This is a genomic window from Leclercia adecarboxylata (genome assembly GCF_035787115.1).
Lineage (GTDB): Bacteria > Pseudomonadota > Gammaproteobacteria > Enterobacterales > Enterobacteriaceae > Enterobacter > Enterobacter adecarboxylatus_E.
Genome location: NZ_JALKTL010000003.1, coordinates 111,472 through 130,082 on the forward strand (window position 1 = coordinate 111,472; position 18,611 = coordinate 130,082).

Annotated in this window: 17 protein-coding genes and 1 tRNA gene; 11 read left to right on the plus strand and 7 right to left on the minus strand. The window is 54.5% G+C overall.

All coding sequences use genetic code 11. The features are described 5' to 3' along the window. Position 1 precedes the first annotated feature (1 nt). The 8 genes from MXM41_RS11400 to MXM41_RS11435 are packed head-to-tail and all read left to right on the plus strand — an operon-like array spanning position 2 to position 8,997. Positions 2-559 (plus strand): polysaccharide biosynthesis/export family protein, encoded by a 558-nt coding sequence (locus MXM41_RS11400; protein WP_325932035.1) that lies wholly within the window; start codon positions 2-4, stop codon positions 557-559. A gap of 2 nt (positions 560-561) precedes the next feature. Beyond that, a complete protein-coding gene (locus MXM41_RS11405) occupies positions 562-2,685 on the plus strand; it encodes a polysaccharide biosynthesis tyrosine autokinase (RefSeq protein ID WP_325932037.1) in 2,124 nt (707 codons plus the stop codon). Continuing rightward, positions 2,682-3,893 carry a lipopolysaccharide biosynthesis protein gene (locus MXM41_RS11410; protein ID WP_325932038.1) on the plus strand — a complete coding sequence of 404 codons (1,212 nt, stop codon included), beginning with the start codon at positions 2,682-2,684 and terminating at the stop codon, positions 3,891-3,893. The genes MXM41_RS11405 and MXM41_RS11410 overlap by 4 nt, the downstream gene beginning before the upstream one ends. Further along, positions 3,890-5,266, plus strand: a complete 1,377-nt coding sequence (locus MXM41_RS11415) for a capsular biosynthesis protein (RefSeq protein ID WP_325932040.1) — start codon at positions 3,890-3,892, stop codon at positions 5,264-5,266. The genes MXM41_RS11410 and MXM41_RS11415 overlap by 4 nt, the downstream gene beginning before the upstream one ends. Next, entirely contained in the window at positions 5,267-6,262 is a 996-nt protein-coding gene (locus MXM41_RS11420) for a glycosyltransferase (protein ID WP_325932041.1), read from the plus strand. It abuts the gene before it with no gap. Next, complete coding sequence (locus MXM41_RS11425) at positions 6,262-7,473, plus strand: glycosyltransferase family 4 protein (RefSeq protein ID WP_325932042.1); 1,212 nt, start codon at positions 6,262-6,264, stop codon at positions 7,471-7,473. The genes MXM41_RS11420 and MXM41_RS11425 overlap by 1 nt, the downstream gene beginning before the upstream one ends. A gap of 1 nt (position 7,474) precedes the next feature. After that, positions 7,475-8,587 carry a glycosyltransferase family 4 protein gene (locus MXM41_RS11430; protein WP_325932043.1) on the plus strand — a complete coding sequence of 371 codons (1,113 nt, stop codon included), beginning with the start codon at positions 7,475-7,477 and terminating at the stop codon, positions 8,585-8,587. 2 nt (positions 8,588-8,589) lie between these two features. Then, positions 8,590-8,997 (plus strand): hypothetical protein, encoded by a 408-nt coding sequence (locus MXM41_RS11435; RefSeq protein WP_325932044.1) that lies wholly within the window; start codon positions 8,590-8,592, stop codon positions 8,995-8,997. A gap of 40 nt (positions 8,998-9,037) precedes the next feature. Here the strand turns inward: MXM41_RS11435 and galE are convergent, their stop codons facing one another. After that, positions 9,038-10,054: a UDP-glucose 4-epimerase GalE gene (galE, locus tag MXM41_RS11440; RefSeq protein ID WP_325932045.1), complete on the minus strand. Its 1,017-nt coding sequence runs from the start codon at positions 10,052-10,054 to the stop codon at positions 9,038-9,040. Positions 10,055-10,174: 120 nt separating this feature from the next. Then, on the minus strand, positions 10,175-11,101 hold the full coding sequence (locus MXM41_RS11445; protein WP_418936782.1) for a hypothetical protein: 927 nt from the start codon (positions 11,099-11,101) through the stop codon (positions 10,175-10,177). A gap of 229 nt (positions 11,102-11,330) precedes the next feature. Here MXM41_RS11445 and MXM41_RS11450 point away from each other — a divergent pair, with 229 nt between their 5' ends. Next, on the plus strand, positions 11,331-12,755 hold the full coding sequence (locus MXM41_RS11450; RefSeq protein ID WP_325932048.1) for a DUF4832 domain-containing protein: 1,425 nt from the start codon (positions 11,331-11,333) through the stop codon (positions 12,753-12,755). Between the two features lie 89 nt (positions 12,756-12,844). Here the strand turns inward: MXM41_RS11450 and MXM41_RS11455 are convergent. Further along, a tRNA-Phe gene (locus MXM41_RS11455) sits at positions 12,845-12,920 on the minus strand. Between the two features lie 143 nt (positions 12,921-13,063). Here MXM41_RS11455 and MXM41_RS11460 point away from each other — a divergent pair. Together MXM41_RS11460 and MXM41_RS11465 are read left to right on the plus strand one after the other, a co-directional pair. Continuing rightward, complete coding sequence (locus MXM41_RS11460; RefSeq protein ID WP_418936783.1) at positions 13,064-13,933, plus strand: AraC family ligand binding domain-containing protein; 870 nt, start codon at positions 13,064-13,066, stop codon at positions 13,931-13,933. Positions 13,934-13,969: 36 nt separating this feature from the next. Then, entirely contained in the window at positions 13,970-14,560 is a 591-nt protein-coding gene (locus MXM41_RS11465; RefSeq protein ID WP_325932050.1) for a LysE family translocator, read from the plus strand. Here MXM41_RS11465 and MXM41_RS11470 read toward each other — a convergent pair. The 4 genes from MXM41_RS11470 to MXM41_RS11485 form a co-directional block, all read right to left on the minus strand. Then, on the minus strand, positions 14,557-15,132 hold the full coding sequence (locus MXM41_RS11470; RefSeq protein WP_325932051.1) for a transcriptional regulator: 576 nt from the start codon (positions 15,130-15,132) through the stop codon (positions 14,557-14,559). The genes MXM41_RS11465 and MXM41_RS11470 overlap by 4 nt on opposite strands. A gap of 47 nt (positions 15,133-15,179) precedes the next feature. Then, entirely contained in the window at positions 15,180-16,883 is a 1,704-nt protein-coding gene (locus MXM41_RS11475) for a protein-disulfide reductase DsbD (protein WP_325932052.1), read from the minus strand. After that, positions 16,859-17,182, minus strand: a complete 324-nt coding sequence (cutA, locus tag MXM41_RS11480) for a divalent cation tolerance protein CutA (protein WP_325932053.1) — start codon at positions 17,180-17,182, stop codon at positions 16,859-16,861. Before cutA ends, MXM41_RS11475 begins: the two co-directional genes overlap by 25 nt. A gap of 113 nt (positions 17,183-17,295) precedes the next feature. Continuing rightward, positions 17,296-18,597 (minus strand): anaerobic C4-dicarboxylate transporter, encoded by a 1,302-nt coding sequence (locus MXM41_RS11485; RefSeq protein ID WP_325932054.1) that lies wholly within the window; start codon positions 18,595-18,597, stop codon positions 17,296-17,298. Positions 18,598-18,611 lie beyond the last annotated feature (14 nt).

Here is an 18,611-nt window from a genome sequence, read left to right on the forward strand (position 1 = left end):
AATGAAAATAATGAAACTGTGCGCGTTTCTACTCCTCAGTGTCCTTTTCGCTGGCTGCAAAGCACCGCAGCCGACGTTAATGGATAATAGTGTTGTTGATTCAGAAAATTATTTATTAGGTGCCGGTGATACCGTCAACATTAACGTTGCCGGGCAACCCGACCTGACCATGAAAGTAGTACTTGATAATAGTGCGGCTATTAATTACCCCTATATCGGCAAGCTGGTATTAAAGGGCAAAACCGCGGCTCAGGTTGATGCGGAGATAACTCAACGCCTGCGCAAAGGCTTTGTGCTTAATCCGATGGTGACCGTGAATATTGCCGAATTCCGCAAATTCTATATCTCGGGTGAAATCGAGAACCCGAATGGTTATGCCTATGAACCGGGGCTGACCGTGGAAAAAGCTATCGCCTTAGGAGGGGGATTTACCGACCGTGCAGACCGTAGCGATCTCAGTATTCGACAATCATCCACTGGCGAGTTACTCGAAAATGTTGATGTGACTCACTCCGTGCTCCCCGGTGATCTCGTAATTATTGGCATAGGGTTCTTCTGACCATGAAACTATCAATAGTGGAAAATGGCAAAAAGCGAGAAAGCGCTATCGATATCTCCAGATTTGCCAGTGAAATTAAAAAGAACTCCTGGAAAATCCTTCTCTCCGGCATCGTTGCCGGGGCGATTGCCTGGCCACTAATGAGTTTGATGCCGTCAAAATATGTCTCTACAGCAACGGTGCTGTTAAAAGCCCAGCCCGATAATGTTACCCCCTTCCAGCAGGTGGAAGGGTATGACTCTACCCGTAACGGGTACTACGAAACACAAAACGCGCTGATGCAGTCGCGCGTGGTGCTTGAGCAGGCGGTTCGCTCCCTGAAGCTGGATCAAAACCCGGACTTCAACGGCGAGAGAACCGAGGGCGCAGCGGGTAAAGAGAGCGAACAGCAGCGGGTTGAAAATGCGCTGAAGACGATGAGTAAAAACCTCACCATCAATGGCGTGCGCACCACCCATCTGGCCACCGTCTCGTATGAATCCACCTCTCCGCAGCTGTCGGCAGACATTGCCAACGGGGTGGCCGAATCGTTTATCAGCTACACCTTAGGGCTTAAGCAGGAGAAAACGCGGCAGGCCAGCGAAGATACCCAGCACAAGCTCCAGCAGCTCAAGCAGCAGATGATCCAGCAAAAAACGGCGCTGGATAACTATCTGGCGAAGGCTGGGTTACTGACCTTCCGCGGCGTGGACGGTTTTGAAACCGAGCAGATGGGCATTGTCACTAACCGTCTGGCGAACGCGACCGAGCGCCGGGTGGCCGCCGAATCGCTTTACAATGAAGTTCATAACCGCGGTGGACGTTCTATCGTTTCGCTGCCGTCGGTGTCGGGCCATGCCCAGATCCAGGATTTGCGTATCGCGCTTATTCAGGCCAACAGCGCGCTCTATGAGCTGCGCCAGTCCTATGGGCCGCAGCATGACAAGGTCATCCAGGCGCAGCAGCGCGTGAAGGCGATTCAGGATCAAACGGCGATGGCGTTACGGGAGCAGGAGATCGGCCTGCGTCAGAACTACGAGGCGGCGCTGGCGGACGAAAAAAATTACCAGAAACAGCTGGATGAACAGCGAGAGAACTTCCAGAAACTCTCTATGAAGCGTGAAGGCTACAACGAGCTGAAGCTGGCACTGGATAAGACGGAAGAGATGTACAAAGTGATCTATCAGCGTACGCAGGAGCTGACGCTGCCGGGTACCTACACCAACGCCGATGCGGAGATCTACGATCCCGCCGTTCCTGCCGCGCGTCCTGTGAAGCCCAACAAGCCGCTGCTGATGTTGATGGTTGTGCTGCTGGTGATGCTCTTCTACGCCATGTACGTCATTGTGAAAGCGGCGACGGACAGGTCGGTAAATACCCTCAGCCAGATGCAAAAACGGCTGAACCTGATGCCGCTGGGTGAAATCCGCCGCTTCAAGGGCGTGGGAGGACGGGGCAAAATCCGCGATCTTATCGCCAGCGATCCGCTTAATGCCGACATTATTCACAGCATGCGCACGCACATCATGCTGAGCAGCCATCCGCTGCAGGTGATAGCCGTCACCTCGACCGAAGGCGGGGAGGGGCGCACGCTGCTGGCGAATCTGCTGGCGAACTCATTCAGCTTTGACCAGAAAACGCTGCTGATTGATATGGATTTCTTTAACCAGGACGGTTTGTCGGGCGAGCTGGGCTCTCCGAAGGCGCCGGGTGTAGCGGAAGTATTGCGCGGCGACAGCGTGACGGACAGCGCGGTGGTCAAAGTGAATGATAAGCTCGACTTCCTGCCGCGCGGCAATACGCCGGTCTCTGCGCTGCTGCTGTTGTCCCCTGAACGTTTGCAGCCGTTGATTGAGACGCTGCGCAGTCGCTACCAGCGTATCATCATCGATGTGGCGGCGGTGAACCAGAGCCAGGAAGTGCAGCTGGTCAGCCAGGTGGCAGATGGTCTGGTCTTCGTGCTGAAAGCGGGTCTGGCGTCTGCCGACACCATCGGACATGCCATTGATAAAGCCACCAACGATCGCTGCGTGGCGATCGGCGGTGTACTGAATCAGGTCGTGGATAAAAATCTGGAGAGCAAAGAGGGGCTGCGTTCGCTGAATTACCATACGCACGAACTGATGAATAACACAGGCCGGGCATGAGTCTCCTTAAGAGCGCCTCCACGATCGCAGGGTCATCCGTCATTTCACAACTGATTGGTGCCCTGTCGATCTGGCTCATTTCGCATAAGTACGACCTTGGCGAGGTGGGGCTCTATGCGCTCAACTACAGTATTGCCCTGATTGGCGCCCAGGTCTGCACCTTTGCCTCGCAGCTGTTGATCCCCCGGCAACCGGATGAGGGCCTGACCCAGAATGTGGTGTTTTGTCTCCTGCAGAGCCTGGTCATTGCCGTACCTTATGCCCTGCTGGCGGCCTGGCTGTTCGATCAGAGTATCCTCTTTCTCTACCTGCTTACCCTCGCCAATGCGTGGGTGCTGGTGGCGGAAAACCTGTCGCTGCGCACGGGTAATTTCCAGTTTCTGATCATCCAGCGCGTCTCCGTCTCGGTGGTGGTGGTGGTGTCGGTTCTGCTCACCAGCCATGTGATGGCGTTTTACTGGATGTGGGCCATTCTGATGATGGTGCTGACCAGCACCTGCATTGTGCTGGCATTTGATCTGCGTACCATTACCCTTCATCACCTGAGTCTCTCCAGTAACCTGGATTTTCTCAAAAAAAATATCCACCACGTCACCAAAGTCGGCAGCGCCGAAGTGCTGGCGATGGCAAACAACAACCTGCCCATCATGCTGATCAACTTCTGGTTTTCGGCGTTAACGGCGGGCTACTTTTCGGTGGTCAGCCGCTTCTGTCTGGCGCCGGTAGTGATTGTCGGCAATGCGGTGCGTAACACCATTTTCTCGAAATGGTCGATTGATTTCAGAAACAACGTCTTTAACTACCAGGAGTATACGAAGGTCCGCATGCTGCTGCTGGTGCTCGGCGTTATCTGTACCCTGGGCGTGTTTGTTTTCTATCCGATTGTGATGAACCTGGGATTCAGCCAGGAGTGGATCGACTCCGTGCCGACCTCGCGTTATATGCTGCCGTACCTGTTCCCGGCGCTGGCGGTCTGTCCGCTGACGGTGATTGAGCTGATTTTCGGCTCGCACCGCTACTTCCTGCGGATCCAGCTTGAACAACTGGCGATCGTGGCGATAGCGTTTGTTGTTGTCCCGTACTTCTACAACGACTATGCGACCTCCATCATCTTATTTTCGATTCTGACGTTTATTCGCTACGCCTTTATTTATCTGAAGGTGAATAAGCGCGCCGATATTCTGAAAAACGGGTCAGTGGCATCATGAATCTAAATACCGGACATTACTTACAGACCTTCGCGCTGTTTACCCTGATTTTCTGCGGGCTGGTGCAGTATTTTACCGGCGAACTGGCGGTGCTATGGCTGCCCTTTTTCATGACGCTGCTGATGGCCGCTTTTCTGGTGCTGCAGACCCGGGATGAACCCCTGCGGCTGGATGCGCAAGAGGCCGTTATTCTGACGCTGTATGGCGTATTTATCGTGCTGTCAGGCATTTCCACCCTGTTTCAGGGCGGGGCGCTGATTACCCTTGTCGGCTTTAAGAACGAAATTGCCCTGTCGCTGGTGATGGTCTGTCTGCTGCTCGGCTTCTGCCGGGAGTCGCAAATTTATCAGGTGACGCGCGCGCTGTACTGGGTCTTTTACGCCCAGTTCCCGGTAGCCATTTATCAGCTTATTTTTGTGCTGCCGGAGCGCGTGGCACTGCGTGGCGAAGCGGAAAAATGGGACTCCGTGGTGGGCACGTTTGGTGGTGACCCGATGGGGGGCGGCAACACGGCCGCGATGGGGCTGTTCTGTCTGCTGATTATGCTGCTGAAAGTTTCGGAATATAAGCACGGGCTGGCCAGCTTTAAATCCATGGCGTTGCACATCGTGCTGGGGTTTGTGATGTGTATCATCGGCGAGGTCAAATTCGTGATCCTGCTGTCGCCGCTGCTGCTGGGCTGGGTCTGGCTGATGCCGTCCTGGGTCAAAGAGGCAAGTAAAGTGAATTTTGCCGTGCTGCTGTCGATTCTGATCGGCATGGTGCTGCTGATCGGGCTGGCGGTCTTCGTCCTGGCGGGTACCTATACGGCGGCCTATGGCGGCGATACGGTGGATAACCCCTTCTTACTCTTCCTTGGCTCCATGAGCTACATCTTCGATCCCGACTTTATTACCCCCGGCGGGGAAGTCGGCCGCTTTACCTCCCTGCTGTTCTGGTTACAGCATAACGACCTGTCGGGGTTGCCAGGCATACTGTTCGGCTACGGTCTGAACGCCACCAACAGCGGCAGCGCCGTCTCTCCAGGCTTCCTGCATCAGTACTACAATCTCTATCTCGATAGTACCTCCCTGAGTATGTTGTTGTGGGAGGTGGGCGTGGTGGGCACCGTGATTTTTGTGGGGCTGTTTATTTATATTCTGAAAGCCACCCAGCCCACACCGCTGCTGTCGGTTGAGCAGCTTGATAAGCCGGATATCCAGCTCCTGAGCTTTGCCCCGGCTTTTAACGTCTTCGCCATCGCCTGTCTGCTCAGTCTGCCTTACAGCCAGATCCTGATGATCACGCCGATGCTGCAGTTCTTGTTTTATATGTCGTTAGGTTCCAGTTTGATCATTCGCCGGACCGTACGCCGTTATACGGGGCAATATTAGATGTACAAACCTTTTATTACCGTAAGTATTAAAACGTTTAACGAAGCCGAGTGTATAGAGAAAACCATCGACAGTATTCGCAGTCAGATCGTTGAGTATCCGCATAAAATTATTGTTGCCGATAGTCTTTCTACGGATAACACCCAGCAGCTGGCCAGCGATAAAGGGGTGATGGTGGTGTCGTTAACCGAACCGGCAGACCGCTGCTGCGGCGTCGGGCATCAGCTGGGCTACCTTTACAGCGAAGGTGAGTTCATCCTGCTGATGGATGGTGATATGGAGCTGGAGGCGGGTTTTATCGATCGGGCGGTGGCCTTTTTACAGGAAAATCCCGGGTATGCGGGCGTGGCCGGTACGGTGGAGATGGACGAGGCCTCAAACTACGAATTCACCTCCCGCAAGCAGCGCATCGATAAAATCTACCCGCTGGGCGACTGCGACCATTTAGGCGGCGGCGGGCTCTACCGCCTGTCGGCGATTAACGATATCGGCTACCTGACAAACCGCAGCCTGCACGCCTATGAAGAGGCGGAGCTGGGTATTCGTTTGCTGACTGCGGGTTACAAACTGCATCGGCTGAGCGTGCCCTATTTCCGCCATACCTCCTATACGATGCCAACCTTCACAATGCTGCGCTATCGCTGGAAGAGCGGTTTTCATCAGGCGCCAGGCGAACTGCTGCGCAGCGCGTGGGGCAAACCCTGGTTCCGGGATGCGCTCAGGCTGGTAAAAAACGAAGTGATCTTCGCAAGTTACATCTTCATCGTTGTGATTGTGTTTTTCACCTTCGACGTCAGCCTGATCGACATTGCGCTACTGCCGCTGCTGGCCTTCATTCTGCTTAAAACCATTCGTAACCGCTCATTAAAAAATGGCCTTAACAGCGTGATCAATCTGGCGGTGCTCTCTGCCGGGCTGGTCAAGGGTCTTCTCCGTCCTCTTCGCGATCCCAGGGTACCGCCGGGCAATAAAGTTATTCATGAGCAGGTAGAGTAATGAAAGTCTTACTGGTGAATAAGTTCTTCTTTATCAAAGGAGGAGCTGAAACGGTCTATTTTCAGGAACGCAACATGCTGAAAGAGGCCGGTGTGGAGGTGATCGACTTCTCCATGCAGCATGAGAACAATTTTCCTTCTGACTATGCGGACTACTTCGTTACTAACGTGGATTACCATAAAGAGGGCGGTCTGCTGGCGGGGGCAAAAACCGCCATCAACTTTATTCACAACCGGGAAGCCTGCAAAAAAATGCTGGCGCTGCTGCAGCAGACGCGCCCGGAGATTGTCCATTTCCATAATATCTATCATCAGCTGACGCCGGCGCTGATCAAGGTCGCCCGGGATTTCGGCTGTAAAACGGTATTAACCGCCCACGACTATAAGATTATGTGTCCCTCGTACTCCATGCTGCGCGACGGCAAGGTGTGCGATGCCTGCGTAACCGGCAGCGTATTTAATGCGTTTCGCTATCGCTGCCAGGAGGGATCGGCGGCGAAGAGTCTGCTGCTGTCGTTAGAGGCGACCTGGCAGTACATCGCGCAAAATTATCAGGCGCTGGATGTGATTGTCTCTCCAAGTGAGTTTCTGCGTAACGAGCTGAAACGCTCGCTGCCGGACTCCCGTATCGACGTGATCGTGAATGGTATCGACGATGGTCAGCAGCCGGAAGAGGGCCCTGATGAGGGCTATCTGCTCTACGTTGGGCGCCTGAGCCGCGAAAAAGGGGTGCCGACGCTGACCCGGGCGCATCAGCTCATGCGCAACAACATACCGTTAAAAGTGGTTGGTCACGGGCCGCTGTATGACGACATGGTGAAGACATTTCCTCATGCGGAGTTCCTGGGCTATGTACAGCAGGGTCCGGCGCTGGATGCGCTAATCAAAAACGCCCGGGCGGTGGTACTGCCCTCTGAATGTTATGAGAACTGCTCCATGGCCGTGCTGGAGGCGATGTCGTTCGCCCGGCCCGTGGTGGGGGCCCGCATTGGCGGCATCCCGGAGCAGATACGACACGGGATGGAAGGATTGCTGTTTGAACCTGGCAACGCTCAGGATCTGGCCGATGCGCTGGATGAGATGGCGGAAAACCCGCAGCAGGCCCGGGAGATGGGGCAGAAAGGCCGCGAACGTCTTTGCCAGAAATACTCACTGCGCAAGCACATGGAAACGTTGCAGTCGCTGTACCGCGAGCTGCTCGACGGGCGATAACATGGCGAAAAAAATCACGGTGTTGGGTACCCGCGGGATCCCCGATGTATTAGGCGGCGTCGAAACCCATTGTCAGAATCTGTACCCGGCTATCCGCCAGCAGTATGACGTGGAAATTTGCGTCATTGCCCGGTCACCCTATGTTCCCTACCGGCGCTCACGCTACAAAAACGTTGAGACGCTGGCGCTGTGGGCGCCCAAAAAACGCAGTCTGGAGGCCATTGTGCACTCCGTTATTGCTGCGTTGAGGACATTCGTCGATCGATCCGATATTGTTCATGTTCACGCCATCGGTCCTGGCCTCGTGGTGCCGCTGTTACGCCTGCTGGGCAAACGCGTGGTCTTTACCCATCACGGGCCGGATTACGAGCGCCAGAAATGGGGCAGGATGGCGAAAAAAATCCTGATGCTGGGTGAGAAAGTGGCGGTGAAGTACGCCAGTGAAGTGATTGTGATTTCTGAGGTGATCAACCAGCTGGTCCAGCAGAAGTACCACCGCTATGATGCGCATCTGGTTTATAACGGTGTTAACGTGCCAGCACCGCTGGAGGACGCGACGATCGACAAAATCCTCGGGCGGTATGATTTGCAGCCGGGACGTTATATCGTGATGGTCGGGCGTTTTGTTGAAGAGAAGGGGATGCATGACGCCATCGCCGCGTATCAACAGTCGGGCCTGACGCTGCCGTTGGTGCTGGTCGGGGATGCGGATCATCCCTCGGAATACAGTTTGCGTCTGAAACAGCTCGCGTTTGAGACGCCTGGCGTGGTGATGACGGGGTTTTTGAAGGGGGAGGCGCTGCAGGTTGTCTTCTCGCAGGCTTCACTTTTTGTCATGCCGTCGTACCATGAGGGGCTGCCCATTGCGCTGCTGGAGGCGATGTCCTACTCGCTGCCGGTGGTGGTCAGCGATATTCTGCCGAATCTGGAGGTTGGCTTGCCGGATGAGACCAGTTTTAAGCTTGGAAACACCGCTGATTTAGCCGCGAAAATGGCAAGCCAGGCGACCTCGCCGCGCATCGATTACGGTGATTTTCTGAAGCGTTACAACTGGGATGAAATCGCCCGGAAAACCGTCTCCATTTACCATAGATTAGATAAATCAATAGGTTAAAATTGACCAGTAAGTCCAGAAACCCGATAGTGATCGATCGTTTTTACGAAGTACTTGATAAGAACGTTACCGCTCAGCTGACCCCTGAACAAAAAGAGGAAATTGAGAACGCGATCGTCTCGGTGACTCTGGCCTCGCGGCATCGGATTGATATTCGTAAAAGTTTCCCTTTTTTCGGCAAACGCCTCTATATGGTGTTCTTACTGGGGCGGGATCTTCGTGCTCGCACGCGGCCCGAGTCAAAGCTGTCGCGTATCCTGGTGACCTTCCTCATTCTGTTTGCCTCGCTGTTCCTGCTGTGCTGCGTGCTGCTGACGCTGTATATGATTAAGTCGGCGCTGGGGATAGATGTATTCCAGCACTTCCACGTCGGGATCTGGGACTGGTGGCTCAACCTGAAGTATGAGTAGATAAGCGGTGCCTTATGGCACCGCATTACCTTGCTGATGCTCAGGCGTTGTAGCCGCCGGGATTGTTCTTCTGCCAGTTCCAGGCGTCGCGCATCATCTCATCAAGGTTGCGTGTGGCCTGCCATCCCAGTAGCTGGCGTGCCAGCGAGGAGTCCGACCAGCACTCCGCCACATCTCCGGATCGCCTGCCGACGATGCGGTAGTTGATTCTGGTCTGCGCCGCTTTTTCGAATGCCTTAATCAGATCAATTACCGAATAACCGATCCCGGTACCGAGGTTGATAACCTTAAAGGCATCCCCTTCATCTTTATGATCCAGCGCGGCCAGATGGCCGTGGGCGAGATCCATCACATGGATGTAATCACGAATGCCGGTCCCGTCAGGTGTGGGATAATCATTACCAAAGACGGTCAGGCACGCCAGCTTGCCGATGGCAACCTGAGAAATATAGGGCACGAGATTATTGGGAATACCGTTAGGATCTTCTCCCAGTCGTCCTGAGGAGTGCGCCCCCACGGGATTGAAATAGCGCAGACAGGTGATTTTAAATTGCGGTTGCGCCGCCGCGAAATCCCGCAAAATGTGTTCAACCATCAGCTTGGAGGTGCCGTACGGATTCGTTGTCCCACCGGTTCGCGACTTCTCGCTTAAGGGGACGGTATCGGGATTGCCATAAACCGTGGCCGATGAGCTGAAAATAAGACTGGTTACGCCTGCCTGCTGCATTTCATCCAAAAGTACCATCGTCCCGACCACATTATTTTCATAATAGGCCAGAGGCAGGGCAATAGACTCTGAAACAGATTTCAGGCCAGCGAAATGGATGACGTCGGTAATGGTGTATTGCGAAAAAAGGGTTTTTAAGGCCTCGCGGTCCAGAATGTCAGCGATACAGACCGTCGGCTGCTTACCCGTTAATTGTGCGACCCGAATTAATGACTCCTGCGAGGCATTAGAAAGGTTATCAATAACAACGACCTCTTCTCCTCGCTCCAGTAATGTCAGAACTGTATGTGAACCAATATAGCCTGCACCGCCCGTAACCAGAATTGCCATATCCACCCCCAAAAAAGCCAGCATTCGCCCGCACACGGACGTGGCGGAAAAGGGAGGCTTTTATGCAGCGTTTTATCCTGTCACTATGGTTAGGTTAGTTCTCTTAACCATTATTGTCACTTAGTTAAAAAGACGCTTACGATGATTAACCATAATTTTATACGTCAGCTTTTTAAGGGTTGAAAGCAGGCTAAAAGTGAGATGTTTTGTATCGTAGACAATATAGTTATCGGTAAAGTTTAACGTGTGGATACCGTCACTGTTATTAATCGACGAACTTATTTTTCCTACCAGCTTATCTTCATATTTATGCGAAGTCAGGTTGGTCAATTCCTTGATGAATATGGATTTTCCATAGGCATCAGGATTGCACTCCTGAGTAAAAAGGTACGTTTTGTCATTAATGGAGTATGGTTTGCCGGCACCTCTGAAATGCACATTACAGATATCCAGGGCAGGAGAAATTTGCTGCCAGTCGCCAAAAATGCCCTCGGCGGTGTGGATCACCAGCTCATTGTCCATTGTTGTGGAGACCAGGTAATTGACGCCATTGAGCTCAAAAATCACGTTATCCGTTACGGCCATGTCTGAAACCAGCACTTTGACCTTTTCCCAACGCGCGGGAAAATCGACTGACTGGAACAGAATAACCTCTTTCCGCTCTGCCGATTCCGGGATCATGAACAGTTTGCCATCGAGTTCAAACAGGAAAGGGAAGGAGAGATGACATTTTAAATCGTCAAACCCTTCAAGCTTAACGTCGTCCATCTCCTCAAGGTGTTTATTGAGGATGCGGCAGCGCAGCACGCCTTTTGAGTTTAAAAAAGAGAATGCTTCATAAAAAACATACAGTCGATCGCCTTTATCTATAATAAAAGGATCGGCCTGGAAGATATATTTTTTATCAAGCCGCCGTGCTTTTGCGTTGCAGAGGATATCCAGCGTGTTTTCCGGGAAAATATGCTGGCCGTGACTGTTAATGACCATGATGTCCCAGGACTCATGGAAAAACAGTTTTTTGATTATTCTGTTATTTTTATTGAACATTTTACCATGCTACTCATGAGTAAATATGAATAAATCCAGAAATAAGCGGTGTCTTTTGGCCCAGAGGTATGAAAGGTGAATCATGACACTCACTCTTCCCGCGAAGTGACATATCAACATTAGCCCAGCGTTTGCGCAAGGAAATAGTAATATTGGGTGAGTCCGGGGATATATCCTGTGAAATAAAATGTCCTCAGTGGACGTGAAACACTGGGGAAAGGGGTATTTAATGCGCTTAGACGATCTGCCATGCGGTAAAAAAGGATTGTTACGACTTGCCACCGGGGTGCTGATATTCTTTTCAGGTTGGGCCTGGTCGCAGAGCGTGGAAACCTTACAAACGGTGAATCCACCCGCTTTCAGTGGCCCTCTGGTAAACCCGGGGAACGGCGTTGCCCGTTTTCAGGAGCGGGACTTAAGCATTGCAGACTATCCGGAGACGGGCCTCGAGTACCGACGTTATTACTGGAGTGAAGTAGAACCGCGCGAAGGGCAGTACAATTTTGCGCTGGTAGATGAGGGGTTTGCTGCTGCGGCCGCGCACCAGCCAGCCATGAACGTCGGCCTGCGGTTTATGATCCTTGATGGGCCGGAGTCAGGCTCAGAGATCCCCCAATGGCTTATCGATAAAGGGATCAAAGGCACCTGGACGGCGGATCATAAAACCTTTGCCCCCGATCTGGACGATCCTCTCTACCTGGCGTATGCCCAGCGACTTCTGCAGGCGTTTGGCGCGCGGTATAACAATAACCCGGAGCTGGCGTTCATCGACATCGGGATGGTCGGGGCATGGGGAGAGTGGCATAACAGCAACTTCCCGGGCCTGCGGCCGTTGCAGGAACGCTATTCCGCCGCGCTGCTCAACCGCTACGTTGACATGCATTTTAGCGCCTTCCCTGACACGCCCAAAGTCATGCTAATTAACGGCTATGATTCCGTGGCCTATGCAGCCAAAAAAGGGGCGGGCTGGCGGGCGGACTGCTGGGGAGACTGGCGCAACTTTAGCCCATCCTGGAGCCACATGGCCAATGATTATCCGGAGCGTATCGCGGCGGCACAGGCGGCCTGGCCGGGATTCAATGAAGCGTGGAAAAAGGCGCCAGTCAGCCTTGAGATCTGCGGCCATATGGCGGAATGGCTAACCACGCAAAAGTATACGCGCGAAGAGGTCCAGGCCACCTTTGACTGGGCGCTGGCGCAGCATGCCAGCACCCTGAACATTAAATCCACTGACATACCCAGGGTGTATCGCGACATTGTGGACAAGGCGCTGACAAAAATAGGCTACCGCTTCCGGGTGGTGTCGCTGACCCATCCGGCGAGCGTGCGTGCGGGGCAGGTCGTATCGCTCACTAGCCAATGGTCCAACGATGGCGTGGCGCCGATCTATCTGCGTTATACCCTGGCCTGGCGGCTCCAGGATAGGGGTAAACATACGGTAGCCCAGGGCAGCGCCGGGGACGACATTCGTCAGTGGCTGCCGGGCGGGCACAGCTCTGCTTATCAGCTGGCTACTCAGCCTGGCCTTGCGGCAGGACGCTATCATCTGGACGTGGCGCTGGTGGACAGAAACAGCAAGGCGCGTATCCAGCTGGCTAATCAGGGAAAGTTAAGTGATGGCTGGTATCGACTGTCGTCGGTGATGATTAAGTGACAGGTATGTTGAAACGCAAAAGTAGTTCGATGGAACGTGCGCTCTTCAGAAAGCAAAAACCCAGCCATAAGGCTGGGTTCTCTGAATAGTGGTGCCCGGACTCGGAATCGAACCAAGGACACGGGGATTTTCAATCCCCTGCTCTACCGACTGAGCTATCCGGGCAACGAGGCGCATTAAACCGTAATCGCGTAGGGTCGTCAACCTTATTTCGGGAAATGCTGTTCAACTGCTTAAGATTGCGGCAATCTGTCCGTTTGCGCGTCGATTTTGCACAAATATTCCAGATAGAAACATAATCTCGGGCAATGCTGATAGCGAAAAAGGGGGCGACTTTGAACGACTGGCTTGAGCTGCGACAGCATGCGGATACGGGAATAGAGACGATCAAGGCGCACTTTGAAGGCCACGCCTACGATCCGCACTGGCACGACAGTTATCTGGTAGGCATCACCCTCAATGGTACCCAGCAGTTCCATTGCCGCCGTGAGCGCCATCGTAGTCATCCGGGAGATGCATTTTTGCTTGAACCGGGCGAAATTCACGACGGTGACGCACCCGTCTCAGGCGGCTTTACCTATCTGACATTCTACCTGGATGAGCGCTGGCTGACCGATGCCCTGCATGGCCTGTATGAATCCACTCCCGGCAGTTACTCCCTGCATTTCACCCAAACGCTGACCCGCGAGCCGCAGCTGGTGCGCACCATCGGCGATACCTTTGCCGCGCTGCACAATGACGAGATGAAGATAGTCCAGCAAAGCACGATGGATAATCTGCTCGCGCAGCTCACGTCACATTGCCACTGGCGCAAAAAGTTACCCTGCCAACGACAGAGCGCGGCGGTGGCGCACCGTGCGCGGGATTATCTTTATGCCCACCTGGGTGACAATATCGGCCTCTCCGATCTTGCCCGGGAGACCGGTACCGATCGCTTCACGCTCACCCGCTGCTTTAAGCGCGAATTTCACCTGGCGCCCCATGCCTGGCTTATTCAGCTGCGGCTGGCAAAAGCACGGCAGTTGCTGGCACGCGGGGATCAGCCCGTGAATGTAGCGGCGGCGCTGGGGTTTGCCGATCAAAGTCATTTAGGACGCTGGTTCCAGCGCGCCTATCGCATTACGCCTGCCCACTACCGTCGTTTGTGCACAAACCTTCCAGACGTTTCCAGAAAATAGCGTCAATGTCAGGGCTCTTATAAAAAGGAGCCACCTGTGAATCTGACCCCGTTTCTGCTGTTTGCTTTTGTCGCCTCGATAACGCCGGGGCCCACCAATATCCTGATTTTGACCAACAGCCAGCATTACGGCGTTAAGGCGACTCTGCCTGCGCTGGTGAGCGCCTGTGCGGCAGCCAGCGCGATTGTGTTGATTTCGGGTGCCGGAGCGGGTGAGTTACTGCATCAGTACCCGCTGGTGCGTCAGGTGATGAGCTGGGCCGGGGTGCTGTGGTTAAGCTGGATGAGCTGGCAGCTGTTTTGTGCGCCAGCAACCAGCTTATCGGGTGCTATGCATACCCGTTTTACCGCCCGCGCGGCGGCGCTGTTGCAGGTGATCAATCCCAAAACCTGGATGATGGCGCTGGCGGTTGTTAGCCTGTTTGCGCCCGCGGGAGAACATGCGTTACGGGATATCGCGCTGATGGCACTCTGGTTTTTAACGATCTCAGTGGCCTGCCTGCTGTGCTGGGCCTGGCTGGGGCAGGCGGTGAACAGGCTGTTTCGCACCACCAGGGCAATGGTGCGTTTTCAGCGCCTGATGGCGCTCTGTCTCTTTATTTCCGCCTGGGCAGGAATGCTGGCTTAGGTCAGCGCCCCACCTTTACGACATTGCGCAAAGTGCAGAATATCTTCCGCCAGCCGCTGGGCCGTGTCCACATCAGCCTGGCTGCGGTTCACCAGCATCCGGCTGAGACAGCCTTCCAGAATCAGATCCATCTGCTTTGCCACCATCGCCGGATCGTCCACTTCCAGGGTGGTCAGCAGTTCATGAGTAAAATCATGGGAGGCGCGTTTTTGCTGCTCGGCAAGCTGGTGGATCGGGTGACCTGGATCCGGGAAAAAGGTACAGGCGGCAATAAACAGGCAGCCGGGATAGCGGTGATTTCGCACGCATTCGGTGAGCGCCGTATAGCGCGACATCAGCTTTTGCTCCGCAGAGAGTTCGCTGTTGAGCATCAGCTGCCTGCGCCAGTTATCCACCTGCTGACTGAGGTAGCGCAGGGCATCGTACAGCAGTGCCTCTTTATCGGGCCAGTAACGACGGAGTTCATCCAGAGGATAATTAACACGTTCAGCGACCATTTCCAGCGAGGTGCTGGCTATCCCTTGAATTTCAAGTAATTGTAGGGTTGCGCCCAGAACATCTTCACGTTGCACGGTATTCTCCTCCGTCTACTTTCGTACTTTCCCGCTTAAAGTGTCGCTTACGGTTGGCGATCGCGCAAATGCGCACTGAACGATGCGGCATCCATAAAGCCCGTTACCCGTTGCGCGGGCTGCTCTTCACCTTGTGCATTGAAAAACAAGATGGTGGGCAGACCGAGCACGTTAAGCTCCTTCAGCAAGGTCTTATCCTCCGGGCTGTTCGCCGTAACGTTGGCCTGCAGAAGGACGGTATCTTTCAGGGCGTTTTGCACCAGCGGGTCGCTAAAGGTGTATTTTTCAAACTCTTTGCAGGCGACGCACCAGTCGGCGTAGAGGTCGAGCATTACCGGTTTACCCTCTGCCTGCGCCAGGGCGCGATGTAATGCATCGATGTTTTCAACCGGGGTAAACGTCAGGTGCGCCTGGCTTTGCGTGGTGGGGGTGCCAAACGCCCAGTCCTGTAACGGGCGCACGCTCACCAGTGCGGCGGCCAGCAGCAGGATTTGTACAATACGAACCCACGGCTTGCGGGCATTAAGGCTGTTGATAAACGCCCAGCTAAAGAATGCCACACCCAGCATGGCCCACAGGCGCAGGCCCCAGACCTCACCGATCACCCGCTCAAGCAGGAACACCGGCAACGCCAGAATGACGAAGCCAAACGCGGTTTTAACCGTCTCCATCCACGGGCCGCTTTTCGGCAGCAGACGGTTACCGAATACCGTCACCACAATCAGGGGCAGACCCATTCCCAGCGCGTAGAGGTAGAGCGTGCCGCCGCCGAGCCACATATTACCGCTCTGAGCGATATAGAGCAGGATGGCGCTGAGCGGTGCGGTGGTGCAGGGCGAGCAGATCAGCCCGGCGATGGCACCCATCGCAAATACGCCGCCCGCGGAGCCGCCCTGCTGGCGATTGCTTATCAGCGTTAAGCGGGTTTGCAGGGAAGAGGGCAGCTGCAGGCTAAAGAGGCCAAACATTGAAAGCGCCAGCAGGATAAAGACGATTGACAGGCCGATCAGTACCCACGGATGCTGGAGTGCCGCCTGGAACTGGAGCCCGGCGGCTGCGACGATAAGACCGAGGGCGGTATAGGTGAGCGCCATCCCCTGCACATAGATAAACGTCAGCAACAGCGCGCGGGCGGTAGAGAGTCGCTGCTTACCCCCAAGAACGATGCCGGAGATGAGCGGGTACATAGGCAATACGCACGGCGTAAAAGCAATGCCGATGCCGATTAATAAGGCCCAGAGAGCGGAGAAGGGCAGTTCATCGCCAGCCTGCTGTGGGGCAGTTTCTTTTTTTTCAGGCGCTGCGGGAGCGGGTGCTGCGGCCGCTTTTACTTCGCTCAGCGGCACCACTTTAGTTTCTGGTGGGTAGCATAAACCCGCATCAGCACAGCCCTGATAAGTGACCGTCAGGGTGGCACCTTTAGCAGCCTGAGCTACCGTTACGGGAACAGACAACTGACCCCGGTAGATTTCACTTTTACCGTAGAATTCATCTTCGTGCGCAACGCCGGCGGGCAACTGGAGTGCGCCGACCTGCGCCTGAGCGGGGGTAATGCTGATCTGCTTGCGGTAGAGGTAGTATCCCTCCTTCACATTCCAGTTGAGATTCAGTTCATGTTGGTTTTGCTGAAAATCGAATACAAAAGCCCGATCGGCAGGCGTGAAGTTAGAGCGGCCGGGTGCATCAAACAACCCGGCAAAAACAGATGTACTGCACAGCAGCAGAATCAGCGTAAGGAAGCGTTGAGCCATGAGAGATAGTCGTTATCACCGTGGAGCACTGGCAGTACCAGCAGTTCCGGGGTCTGGTAAGGATGATGCGATTTGAGACAGTCGAGGAGCGCTTGCTGATTGGCCACGCTGGATTTGAGCAGCATCTGCACTTCATACTCCTGCTCCAGTTTGCCTTCCCAGTAGTAGAGGGAGGTGGCGCCGGGGAGGATGGTCACGCAGGCGGCGAGCTTGTCTGCCAGGGCTTTGGCAGCCAGATCCTGAGCGGTAGCTTCATCGGGGGCGGTACAGAGTACAACAACAGTGTCAGGCATGTTCACAGGTCGACCTCGTTATCGCGAAAAAAATCACTATACCACGACGGGCCGGTGCTCATTAATGAATCGGGCCGCTAAGCGGCCCGACTTTAACTCTTTTTACAACCAAAAGGGGTTTACAGCACAATCCCGCCAATGATGAAGCCGAGGATCACACAGAGGCTAATGGCAATCACGCCCGGGATCAGGAAGGCGTGGTTAAAGACGTATTTACCGATGCGGGTTGAGCCGGTGTCATCCATTTCGACGGCGGCCAGCAGCGTCGGGTAGGTTGGCAGGACAAACAGGGCGGAAACGGCAGCAAAAGAGGCAATGGCGGTCAGCGGAGAGACGCCCAGCATCAGTGCCGCTGGCATCAGCGCCTTAGTGGTGGCGGCCTGAGAGTAGAGCAGGGTAGCGGCAAAGAACAGCACCACCGCCAGCAACCACGGGTAGTTGTGCAGCAGGTCGCCCGCCACTGTCTGGATATCGTTGATGTGGGCTTTCACGAAGGTATCACCCAGCCACGCCACGCCCAGTACGCACACGCAGGCGCTCATACCAGATTTGAAGGTGCTGGCGTTAAGCACTTCGCTGGTGTCGATTTTGCAGGTGATGCTAATCAGGGTGGCGATGGTGAGCATAAACACCACGATCGCTTCGTTACGCGGCAGGACCGGGTTCTGGATCAGCCCAACGGTATCGCTGATAGCGGTGGCGTAGAACATCACCGCGACAATCCCGATCAGGAAGAGTAATACGGAACGTTTAGCGTGCGGCTTCAGGACAAACGCCTGGCTGCCGCGCAGCTTCACTTCACCTTTTGCCAGACGTTCCTGATAGACCGGATCGTCTTTCAGCTCAGCACCAAGGAAGTTACAGAACACGGCGGTGATCATCACGGCAATCAGGGTTACCGGAATACAGATCGCCAGCAGGGTCAGGTAGCTCACCCCCAGCGGCTCCAGGATACCGGCAAAGAACACCACGGCGGCGGAAATTGGCGAGGCGGTGATGGCAATCTGCGACGCGACAACGGCAATGGAGAGCGGACGAGACGGACGGATGCCCTGCTCTTTCGCCACTTCGGTAATCACCGGCAGGGTGGAGAACGCGGTATGGCCGGTACCGGCCAGAATGGTCATAAACCAGGTGACCAGCGGCGCAAGGAAGGTGATGTATTTAGGGTGACGGCGCAGCATACGCTCCGCCAGACTGACCAGGTAGTCCATACCGCCTGCCACCTGCATGGCTGCGATAGCGGCGATAACCGCCATGATGATCTCAATAACGTCGAACGGGATAGCGCCTGGTTTAATTTGAAAAAAGAGAGTAAGGACAAGAACGCCGAGACCACCGGCAAAACCGATGCCGATCCCCCCAAGTCTTGCGCCTAAGTATATCGCCAACAGGACGATGACGAGTTCTGCTCCAAACATAAGTGCCTGCCTTG